At 54.7% G+C, this 11,077-nt stretch carries 7 protein-coding genes and 1 pseudogene; 3 read left to right on the top strand and 5 right to left on the bottom strand.

The annotated features are described in order from the left end of the window. The 5 genes and pseudogenes from RMSM_RS35335 to tatC form a co-directional block, all read right to left on the bottom strand. Positions 1 to 592 (bottom strand): annotated as a pseudogene (locus tag RMSM_RS35335) (M48 family metalloprotease); the annotation flags it as partial. Between the two features lie 138 nt (positions 593 to 730). After that, the gene (locus RMSM_RS39215; protein WP_160168448.1) at positions 731 to 4,999 is read right to left on the bottom strand and encodes a sulfatase-like hydrolase/transferase; all 4,269 of its coding nucleotides are present in this window, start codon (positions 4,997 to 4,999) and stop codon (positions 731 to 733) included. A 32-nt stretch (positions 5,000 to 5,031) separates the two neighbouring features. Further along, complete coding sequence (gene truD, locus RMSM_RS35350) at positions 5,032 to 6,054, bottom strand: tRNA pseudouridine(13) synthase TruD (protein ID WP_040771282.1); 1,023 nt, start codon at positions 6,052 to 6,054, stop codon at positions 5,032 to 5,034. A gap of 349 nt (positions 6,055 to 6,403) precedes the next feature. Then, positions 6,404 to 7,276, bottom strand: a complete 873-nt coding sequence (locus RMSM_RS35355; RefSeq protein WP_008709235.1) for an FkbM family methyltransferase — start codon at positions 7,274 to 7,276, stop codon at positions 6,404 to 6,406. A gap of 58 nt (positions 7,277 to 7,334) precedes the next feature. Beyond that, positions 7,335 to 8,408 (bottom strand): twin-arginine translocase subunit TatC, encoded by a 1,074-nt coding sequence (gene tatC / locus RMSM_RS35360; RefSeq protein ID WP_008709237.1) that lies wholly within the window; start codon positions 8,406 to 8,408, stop codon positions 7,335 to 7,337. A gap of 297 nt (positions 8,409 to 8,705) precedes the next feature. Between tatC and RMSM_RS35370 the strand changes: the two genes are divergently transcribed. The 3 genes from RMSM_RS35370 to RMSM_RS35380 form a co-directional block, all read left to right on the top strand. Continuing rightward, on the top strand, positions 8,706 to 9,680 hold the full coding sequence (locus RMSM_RS35370) for a type I phosphomannose isomerase catalytic subunit (RefSeq protein ID WP_085980645.1): 975 nt from the start codon (positions 8,706 to 8,708) through the stop codon (positions 9,678 to 9,680). A gap of 357 nt (positions 9,681 to 10,037) precedes the next feature. Further along, positions 10,038 to 10,304: a hypothetical protein gene (locus RMSM_RS35375; protein ID WP_052031966.1), complete on the top strand. Its 267-nt coding sequence runs from the start codon at positions 10,038 to 10,040 to the stop codon at positions 10,302 to 10,304. A 207-nt stretch (positions 10,305 to 10,511) separates the two neighbouring features. After that, a partial coding sequence (locus RMSM_RS35380; protein ID WP_008709246.1) for a pseudouridine synthase occupies positions 10,512 to 11,077 on the top strand: 566 nt, incomplete at its 3' end.

An 11,077-nucleotide genomic window follows, 5' to 3' on the forward strand; every position in this document is an offset into this window, starting at 1 on the left:
CACCGAGGAACACCACCAGCGAGATCCCCATCGCCCAACCAGTCTGGGTCTTGCTGATCGGCAACTGCATGATCGCATCCGCGCTTGCCAACAGCATCAACACGGGGATAACCAACCAAGCCGTTGCCCCACGAAACGAACTGACGATGCTGCGTAGGTGCGGAACAAACCCGCGATCGGTGTAATCGAGTACGACGCCGTAGCGATGTTCGGCCGACCAACTAGCTGCTGCCAGCGCAAGCCCAGGAAACAACAGCACCAACGATTGCAAGAACATCGAATTCTGGATAACCGGCAACGTATCGAGAGACCGCGCCAATCCGAAGCCGCCCAAGCACATGACGACTACGCCTAGGCTGAGCCAGCGAAAGACGTCCAATTGGGTTTCCAGCCACTGAGCCCCTTGGATCGGTTTGATATTGCCCGCCAAGACTTGCCGCGATGTCGTTCGGGCGGCAACGTGACAAAGAATCCACCAAGCCGCGATCATCCCCAGCGTCGCTACGCTCGCTCGCAGCATGTCGACTTCGCCGGCGGGCAGCGAACCACAACTAAGCGAAAGGACGACCAACAGGAAAGATTGCAGATGCATGATTGAGCCGGGGCAAAGGGAGTAAGCTCCGCGAATGGGAATCCCGAGTGTAGCACCCGAATTTTCAAATTCGGGAATTTGCCCCGCATTCCATCACCAATAAGGTCGCCTCGGCTCGGAATGATTCGATTCTAGCGATTACAACGGCTCGATTCTTAGCTCGGAAAAAACGGCATGCGTATTGACAACTCGCAGCCCGATCCCGCCGATGGCGTAATGATCGTCGCGACTGGTCAAAACGAGTTTTCCATTGTCAAAGATTTCAAAGCGATCGCCCTTGGCTCGTACCCGAAAGCGGTGGGCGTCGTTGGGGTCAATTTTCAAATGAGCTCGAGCGATCTCGGTCCAATTATGTCCATCGGTACGACCAAAGATCACGCGATTGGCACGTGGAATCAACCCCGCAAAATAACCTCGTTGAGCATCAAATCCGATCGCTGCGGCGGTCGTGCGAAACAGCAAACCCGCGTCCCGAGCGTCTGCATCGCCGCGGAAATCGATCGTGACTTCGGCATCAAAGTCGGCAGGGATCTCGCCGTCGAGCATCCATTTCTCGCCGCTCCGGTACGCATTGATCGGCGTTTCAGGAACGCCCCCCAAATGAATTCCCTGCGGATCGTGATCGATGAATTGATGGTGTCCATAGTAGGTTGCGTCGATCGGCTGAGTAGGATTCTTCAGCGATGCTGCCCACGGCAATTTTACTTTGGACACCGTCTCGCCTGAGGGCCGTGTCAACGGGACTCCTGCCGTTACGGGCTTGCCGAACATCGGTGAATGGTTGGGGCGAAAACGCATGGGTTGGACAAAGATGCTACGTCGCCAACCTGGCTCGCGATCTCGTTTGGCATGATATACATGCCACCACTGTTTTCCGTCGATCGTTTGCACGAAACAGGAATGCCCGATGCCATAGGTTTCCGAAGTTCCTCGGAAAACGGGGCGATCGTTTTTCTGCCACGCGGAGGGATTCAGCGGATCGTCGCCAACAAGTTCTAGTTGTCCAAGTTTGTAAGTGGGCAACCACGACGCGCCACACGAATAGATCACAAACGTACGTTTTCCGTGCTTGAGCACCTGCGGTCCTTCGGCGAGCCCGCGTTGACTTGGATTCGGCTCGACGCGTTCCCACAAATAGTCATCGTTATCACAAAGGCGAACGCGAGGTCCCGCCAATTGGGTCGGCGATTTCATCGGAGCGATGTAGAGATATTGTTGATCGGTACCAGGCGAATCCCAACCGGACCAAATCGCATACCGCCGGCCCTGATGTTCCAGCACGGTCATATCGATGGCCCACCCATTGGGCGAGCGTCCATCGTTGCCGTCTCCGGTCGCAAACGGTCCATGCAACTGGTACGGCCCCAGCGGATCCGTCGACTGCGAACGCAACACGTAGGCCAAGTGATTTTCGTTTTTGCCGTCAGACGCCGCTAAATAGATGTGCCAACGGTCATCGAGGTAATGCAGCTCCGGCGCCCAGATTTCTTGTGAATACGGGCCCGATTCTGGGGCCTGCCAAACAATGTGCTTTTCCCCCAGCGATGTCATCTTGTCCGTTGTATGAATTGCGATCGCGCGATTACCTTCGGAAAAACACCACAAGTAACGCTCGGCATTCGGATCGCGAACCAACCATGGATCCGCTCCTTCGGCGATCGGATTGACAAACTGATTCGACGGCAGCGCGGTGGTCGAATCGGTTTGTTTGAACGTCGGATCGCCCGCATCCTTAGGCAAGTCGCTGTTCCAATCGAGCAGCATTTTCTTGAAACGTGAGACGAGATCGGCGTTCGCATCGGCAACATTGTTGCTTTCGGAGACATCGGTGCTCAGATCATACAGCTGGGCACCATTACCATCGTAATTCAGGTAAAATTTCCACTTCCCATCACGCATCGCCAGATCCGAATTTGGATTCTGTTTTGTCCCAGGGCGATCGGGAGGACGTCGCCAAAAGATCGACGCCGCGCGACTCTCGCTCGCTAAACCAAGCAATGTCGTGTGCAAATCTTCGCCGTCCAAATCCGCTTTCTCCGGCAGCGATGTGCCGGTGATCGTATACAGCGAACGATTCAGATCGATGGCAGAAAAGACCGAAGTCGAGTTGACAGAGCCGGCCGCAGCCTCGGCCAGAATCCCCGGTCCCCACACAATCAATGGTGAGCGAATGCCGGCTTCATACAGATACCCTTTCGAACCACGCAGCGGTTTCGCCGATCCCGCTCCTGGTTCGGGACCGTTATCCGAAGAAAACACGATCAAGGTGTTGTCTTTCAGATTAGGATCGTTGCGAATTCGGTCAAACAGCACGCCTAGTTGTTCGTCCATCGCCTTCAGCACCGCGTAGTACAACTCGCGTTTCGATTCCCCGGTTGCGTCCCGAAGCACCCGTGGTGGAAAGAACGGCGAGTGGACATCATCGGGCCACAGGTTGATGTAAAACGGTTTCTTCAACAGTTGCGATTGGTCGATGAACGAAACCGCATCACGGACAAACGCGGCGGTCACCACGCTGCGATCCTCCCAGCGAATTGGGCCTTGCCCGAGATTGGCCGAACCCAAGTCGTGCCTCTCAGGCTCGCGACCATCGTAGGTGTCTTTGAGCGGAAGGACGCGCGGCCCGAGCCCTTCGAAATTGGTCAAGCTGCGATCGAATCCATAGCGACCAATCAATGGGGCGTCCCCCACATCCCGCTGGCCCCCCATATGCCATTTCCCAAAATGCCCCGTCGCATATCCGGCTGCATACAGCTCACGCGCAAGCACCGGAGCTTTGGGCGAGAGCCAATTTGCGATGCCTCGTTTACGATTGCTTTGTCGATTGGCCAAGTAGGAACTGATTCGATGACGCTGAGGATACTGTCCGGTCGTCAGTGCGACTCGTGATGGTGAACAGATGGGCGAGTTGACGTAATACTGTGTGAACTTGATCCCTTCGCTCGCCAAACGATCGATATGAGGCGTCTGAACCACGTCGCCGCCAAAACAGGAAATGTCGGACCATCCCATGTCATCAACAAAGACGTTGACGATATTGGGTGTTTTGTCCGATACGATCGGCTTGGGCGTGTTGTAGTAGGCCAACGAGTCATGCGTCTGAGCGGTCCATCGGTCGACCGCCGCACGCAGCGACGCCAATCGCTCAGATTGCGATGGATCCGCAATCAAATTGTTTTGCTCTCTAGGATCGTCCGCCAAGAAATAGAGTTCTTCGGCGGGACGCAGCAGGTAACGCTCGACCTTCTGCTTGGCTTGTGGCGAGTGCAACGCCTGCTCGACCCAGCTTTCCCAGTAATTCGATCGTCCACTGACTTCGGTAACATGGCTGGTAAAACGAAATTCGGGATGCAGGTTGCGAATGTATTTCCATCCGTCATTTGTTCGCGCCGCGCGAATGGGATAGATGTTTTTGTCACCATCGCCGCTGTGCGTTGTCAAAATTAGATCGCGATGTTCGTTTTGCTCGCCTCGCAAGACCGGCACAAACGAGCGTCCGTCGATCGACGATGGCGGCTCGCCACCGGCAACATCCACCAGCGTGGGTAAAACGTCGATCCACGAAACCATTGCATCGGAGCGAGTGTTGGGCTGAACATGCCCGGGCCAACTGACGATCAACGGCGTGCGGATTCCTTCTTCGTACAGATTCCATTTGCCAAATGGCCACTGCGCCCCATGGTCGCTGGTGTGCAGAAAGAAGGTGTCGCTGCCGAGTTTTTCTCGTGCTAGATCAAAGACTTGGCCGAGTTCGTTGTCCATGATCCGCACGGCGGCTAGGTACTCGGCGCGGGCGGCACGTGTTTGCGGGGTGTCTACATGATGCGCCGGAACCTGGACGTTGTCAGCGTTAAATTCGCCTGTCTGTTCAGGCCAAGGGACATGCGGCCAATTTGTTCCCACGAACAAACACAACGGCTGGTCGCTTTGCCGTTCTCGCAACCATTTCAGTGCATTGGGCACTGCGGTGTCTTCGTGATAATTGAAGTCGGAAGCGAGATCAAAGCCGTATTCCGTCGTCTGTCTGTAATGCCCGACTTTGCCAAACGAGACGACTTCGTAACCGAGTTGCTGTAGATAGGCCGGCAACTTTTTGATGTCGGCACGAGGACGAGAATGATTCGGCTCGGCACCATTGTTTGCGGGATAAAGCCCGGTCAAAAGTGCAGCACGGCTGGGAGCACAGGCCGGTGACGCGACAAACGCTTGGTCAAACGTCATCCCCGCAGCAGCAAGCCGCGACATGTTCGGCGTGTCGATTTCATCGGATCCATAAACGGACGAGTCATGCCACGTGTGATCATCCGACAGAAATACGACGATGTCGGGACGATCCGATGCGGAGACCACCGAGCAGAGAAAGAGACAACTGACAAACGCAAACAACATCAATCGAAAACGGTTCATCAATTTAGTCATCCAGTAGGAAGGAAGGTCATCTAGTTCCAATCCGCCAATTCACGCAGCACGGATGTCGCGTACGTTCCTTTGGGCAGATCAAATCGCAGGACCAGAGTACGGCTATCTTCCCATTCCAAACGGGACGCCTCGGGACACAGCCGCATGACGCGGCGTTCTTGTTGCAGATTAAACGAGGCCAGCCCCTCGATGATTTCGGGATGACGCTCGACCACACTCTGTTCCAATCGCTTGACTTGGTCTCGTGAGAGCAGATCGCCTTGTCCCCACAGCGGCGAAGTCAATTCAAGCTGCTTTTGTCGGACTCGCTCGGCTTCGTCACCGCGGTAGTTTCCTGGAATCACTAAACTGCGGTTATTGGTGAAACCAAACACCTCGCCATCGAGCGGCGTGTCCCAATTGCCCTGCTCAACACGCTGGGCGACACAGGCATTAAAAATAAAACTACGTGCCGCCGAAATCAAAATACCTCGGAGCGGGCGATCGCGGACATCGAGTTCGCCTGACATAAAACGGCGAGCCTGATCGACGTTGCCGCCGTCACGGCCGAAACGCTGAGGCCCAAAATAGTTGGGTACCCCGCGATCACTGATTTGCTGCCAACGTGCGGCCGCCTCACTTTCGGAAAACTCACACTCACGCAGCCGGATGAGGAATCGATTGCCATCATGTGATCCGCGGTGCAGCTTCCTCAAATTGCGAGTGACATTGAGAATCCGAATTCCATCGTCAGCCAAGTCGTCCTGCGTCGGCGACGGTTGGCCCGGCAAATGGATGCTGAACCACTGCCGAGTGATCGCGTGGTTGTCTTTCATGCCGCAATGGCTGACCAAGCGTTTTCGGAGTCCAAGTTTTTTGGCAATCAGAGTCGCCACGTCATTGGTATTTCGCTCGGACTTTTCGACCCAAACCAAACAGTGCTCGCCATCGCCGGATGGCTCGAACCCAAGCCGCTCTTCGACCTGAAAATCCTCGGGGCGGGATTTAAAGCGGACCGCCCCAAGCGATTCACCATGCAGTCGAGGAGGTTTGATCGGGTTCATGCAATATCGCATCGAGAGATCACAAAGCCGGTGAGCACGCGAGACAGCACAACCCCACCAATTGATTTATATTACCAGCCACAATATCGCAAACAACCCCCACCAACATCGCTTACTGATTAACAAAAATTACAAAACTAACTCGCGAGTCGAGAAAACCACAAATCCCCAGCTTGGATCAACAAGAAAATCCTATGACATATTCCGGCCGATTCAGCGTCACTTGATGACGGCCAACAGAGAGCCAGCGTGGGGAATGCCAATAGAAGACGACCGGCGGGATTCCCGCCGGTCCAGTCATCCACAAACGAACTCGGATTTTGATCACTGAGGATGGGCGGTGCAGCGACTACTGCGGTTCGGGCATGTAGAGCGCATTGTAGATGCCCGTGGACCGGTCCGAGTGTACGTGGTCGGTGTAAAACGCGACCAAGCGGTAACCATGTGAAACAAGAGCTGCGTCCACGGGAAAGAACGTCCCGCTGGCTCCGGTCGCGTCGGAGGGGCGATAGAATTCAAAAACGATCAAACCGATGGCCTTGCTTTGTAAGGAAGCTTGAGCCCCTTGGATCGTCCGCAAGTCCGCACCTTCGGTGTCAATTTTCAGCAGATCGATTTTCTCAACGCCTAGCTCGGCTCGAGCTTTGTCGAGCGTCTTTAGCTTGATCGTGTCGGTTCGCAAGTACGTTTCGTTCTCGGGCGACATCACCGGGGTGCGGTCACATGTGGACGCATACACACTGGATTCGTAGATATGGATCGAGCTGTTTGCGTTGACGTCACTGAGTCCGTAATTCAGACAATGCACCGAAGGCAAAGTCCTGGTGTTGGCTTTCAACTGGGCAAACGTCGACTCGACCGGCTCGAACGAATAGATCGCTTTCGGGCAAATTCGCTGAACCAGCTTGGACGCCGTTTGCCCTACGTTGGCGCCGACATCGAAAACGACATCCAACTTGGTAAACGAAGGATGCCAAGCTTCGCGTGCAATCCGGGCTGCGTCGTCAAGCCAATCCAATCCAAAGCGTTTGGTCCGCAGAAATCGATAACCGACCTTGGTTTGTACGCGGTAGCTAGCCCGAGCGGCCCAATCTTTGACGAAACTTGGCATGACGTTTGATTCCATTCGTAGAGGGAAGCCAAGCAACGACGAATCACACCGCATCGCTTTGCATTGCAAATCGTCTTCCAAACGGGACGACCACAACGTCGGAGGAGACATTCCCCTCTCGACATTCGCTCAAGATACCCGGGAAACCGGATTGCTGGCAACGCGAATCCTAGGCGGGATCATACGCCGCACTGCCAAGCCCGCGGCCACGAGGGATGAATTTGCACATCAAGATCCCCAGGAAGTACAAAAACATCAACGGAACTGCCAATGCGACCATGCTGGTGACATCTGCTGGAGTAAGCAGCATCGACATCACAAAAATGACTAACACCGCCACTTTCCAACTCTGGATGTAGGCTTCGGTTTCAAACAATCCGATACGCTGCAAGAACAACATCACCAACGGCAACTGAAACGCGATCCCGAAGCCAAGCGGCAGCATCAGCACGAAGTTGACGTAGTAGGTCAACCGCGGCTCGACCGCCACATCCATGCTGCCGTTAAACGCCAATAGGAAGGTGAGCACGTAGTGCAACACCAAAAAGAACGCCAGCACGACACCGCTACTAAACAAGATCACGCTGATCGGCATATACAGATACACATAGCGGCGTTCATGGGCATGCAGTCCCGAGGCGACAAACGACCAGAGGTGATACAGAATCATCGGTGACGCCAATACCGCGCCCACAATCAAGCCAGCCTTGACCCAGATCATGAAGGGTTCTTCGATCTTCAGCGAACTGACGCTCGTCTTGCTTTCACGCAGCTGGATCTTGGGCTGCAGCGCCGTGGGATCTGGCAACTGCTGCAGCAGCTCTTTCATCGCATATGGTTTGACCGTCACTGCGGGAACGTCGGGGGTGTCGGTCGCATCAAGATTGGACTCGATCGCGTCGGGAGCCAGCGTTTGCAATTCTTCGGGGATCTCGTAAATGGTTTCCCAGACCAACGCGTTTCGCATTAAGAATTCGCGAAGTGGCTGAATTTCAGGATCGTCCAGATCGGAATAACCTAAACTGGTCAAATCGCGATCCGCATTGAACTGCTGAATCGCTCCTTGCAACGGTGCTTGGATAAACCGGATCACGTCATTGGCAAAGAACAGCCCGACGCACAAGCCGACCCCAAGCCACATGATTGCCTTGACCAGACTCGACCTTAACTCTTCGAGGTGTTCCCCAAAGGTCATCGTTGAGTTTTCAAATAGGTCGTCTTTAGGAAGTGCCGGTCGATCCACGATAGATAATTTTAGTTGAAAGTCGGGGGGAGAGTGGGGTCAGTTTTAAACGATTGGAAAGCCTAGCTGACGATTGTTCTAGCAGAGGGCCTCTTCTAGTAGAGGGTTTCTGCTAGCAGAGGGTTTGCTGCCCGCACAGTGTCGCCACACGGCGGAGAACCTAAAATCCTCGCACACGCAAAGACACGCTGCCGCGAACGCCTCGGCACTAGTCTATCAACGCATCCTTCGTTATCGATGTCATCATCGTCCATCCAAGTCTCGAAAAACCTGAAAGCTACGATTGTTGTGTCCATGATTGAGCCATATCCCCTTCGCTTCAAGCCCGTTTTGAAACAGACCCTTTGGGGTGGGCGTCTGCTCGGTGAACAACTGGGTAAACCGATTGGCGATGACGCTAATTACGCGGAAAGTTGGGAGGTTGTCGATCATGGCACCGACCAGAGCATTGTCCAATCGGGCTGCCTAGCAGGAAAAAGTCTTCGCGAACTCCTGTTAAACCATCGCGAATGGCTGATGGGGGATGCCGAGGACGACCAATTTCCTTTGCTGCTAAAGTACCTCGATTGTAATCGGGTGTTGTCGGTTCAAGTCCATCCGTCGGACGATTACGGGGCAAAAATGACGATTCCTGATCGGGGTAAAACGGAAGCATGGTATATCGTGGCTGCCAAACCCGATAGCGTCGTCTACGCGGGACTAAAATCGGGAGTCGGTGAAACCGAATTGCGCAACGCGATCGAGCAGGGAACCGCCGACGAGGTGCTGCACCAATTTCACCCCCAACCGGGTAGCTGCGTGTTCATTCCCGCAGGAACCGTGCATGCCTTGGGCGCAGGACTGCTGGTCGCCGAAATTCAACAATCGAGCGATACCACGTTCCGTTTGTTCGATTGGAATCGAGTCGATTCGAAGGGAAATGCCCGGGAATTGCACATCCAAGCCGGAATCGACGTCACCGACTTTGGTCGCGGTCCGGTTCAGCCGATTCAAGTCAAAGAAGGCGTTCATGCCTGGCAAACGCTGGTCATGTGCGACAAATTTGTGCTGCGGGCCTTTGACAGTGGACCGCAACCTCGGCTGGGAGAAGAGTTTGGTGACGATGATCATTTTCACATCATTACCGTTCCCAAAGGAACCGCCACGCTGACGACGGAAAATGAGGAAATACAGCTCAGCACCGGCGATTCGTTGTTGCTGCCGGCCGCGTTGGGCAAAGTTCGCATCGATTTGGCCGCCAATAGCACCGCGCTCAAAATGATCGCAGTCTAGGCCCAACGTAATCACACGCCTTCGCCCCCCAAAGTGTTGCTTTAGACCAGCTGCGGCAAAACCAGTGCAGCGCAGCGGTCTTGCGGACGTGATAATCGGCAAGACCGCCCCCCTACAGAGCCGATCTTGCTAGCAAAACACTAAGCAAGTTGGACTCTTGCCGTCGTCGATCTCGATAAACAAGAGCGAAGGACCGAAACCTCCCTTCCGCTGCCACCTCTCCCACTCAAGTTCCTCTTGGCAGCTTGCTAACAGACTTCGTACTCTCCCACAAATGGGTTGTGACTTTCCAAGAGCATTCGCGTGTTCTCGGTCGATCGCATGGCCCGGCCGTGGCAATCCAATGGAATCGGACACATGCGAACCACACAACTGAATCTTCCCACGCTGCTGGGCGTTTCTCTTTTATTTCTCTCGTTCACCGGTTGCCGCGGCGGCGGATGGTTTCCCCCGGCAGGCACGATGAACGAGCAACAAGCCAACGCGATCGTTCACGATCCGTATCCACAGAATGACATTGCGCCTTACGAGGCTGCTTCGCGACCGCCGAGCTATCAACAACCGTTACCCGAACCGGTTCGCAATCGCTTGGTTCCGGACGCCATGCCGTGGTTGGGCCGCTAAAGCAGTGCGGGTGGCGTTGGCAGCGAGCGGATGCTTTGGTTAACGATGCGGCGCGGGCTGTGTTTGGCTCGGCCGGCCTTGAAAACAGGCTCGTTTGCCTACTTCCCCCAAACCTTCTTTACCAAATCAAAAAGTACCTCCGTCACAAAGCGGCATGGTTCTGGTACCTTTTGTCGATAAGTCCACGTCGACGGTCCGAGAACACGAATGCCACGCCCAAGCTCTAAAAAATCGAAATCCCCTCGCCAAGGCTCCAAATCGGAAGCGTCTACTGAAAAGGGATCTGAAATTCGTCTGCAAAAACTGCTCGCCGCAGCTGGTTTTGGCAGTCGCCGTCAATGCGAAGAACTGATCATCGAGGGACGCGTCGAAGTCAACGGCAAGATCGTGGACCAATTGGGCAGCAGCTTTGATCCCAAAGAGGCCAAGGTCTTTGTTGACGGCACAGCGCTACGAGCTCAGAAACTCGTCTATTACGCAGTCAACAAACCGGTCGGCGTGGTCACAACGAACTCCGATCCGCAGGGTCGCCCGCGAGTGATCGATATGGTGCCGCCGACCGAACGTGTGTTCCCGGTGGGACGTTTGGACCGCAGCAGCGAAGGCTTGATCCTGCTGACCAACGATGGCGAATTGGCCCAAAAGCTGGCGCATCCCAAGTATCAAATCAAAAAAGTCTATCGCGTGGTGGTCGCTGGCAAGGTCGACGTCAAAGCGATGAAGCAGATGGAGAAGGGGATCTACATCGCCGAAGGCTTTGTGCGAGTCGAGGG

The organism is Rhodopirellula maiorica SM1 (genome assembly GCF_000346295.1).
GTDB classification, from domain to species: Bacteria; Planctomycetota; Planctomycetia; order Pirellulales; family Pirellulaceae; genus Novipirellula; species Novipirellula maiorica.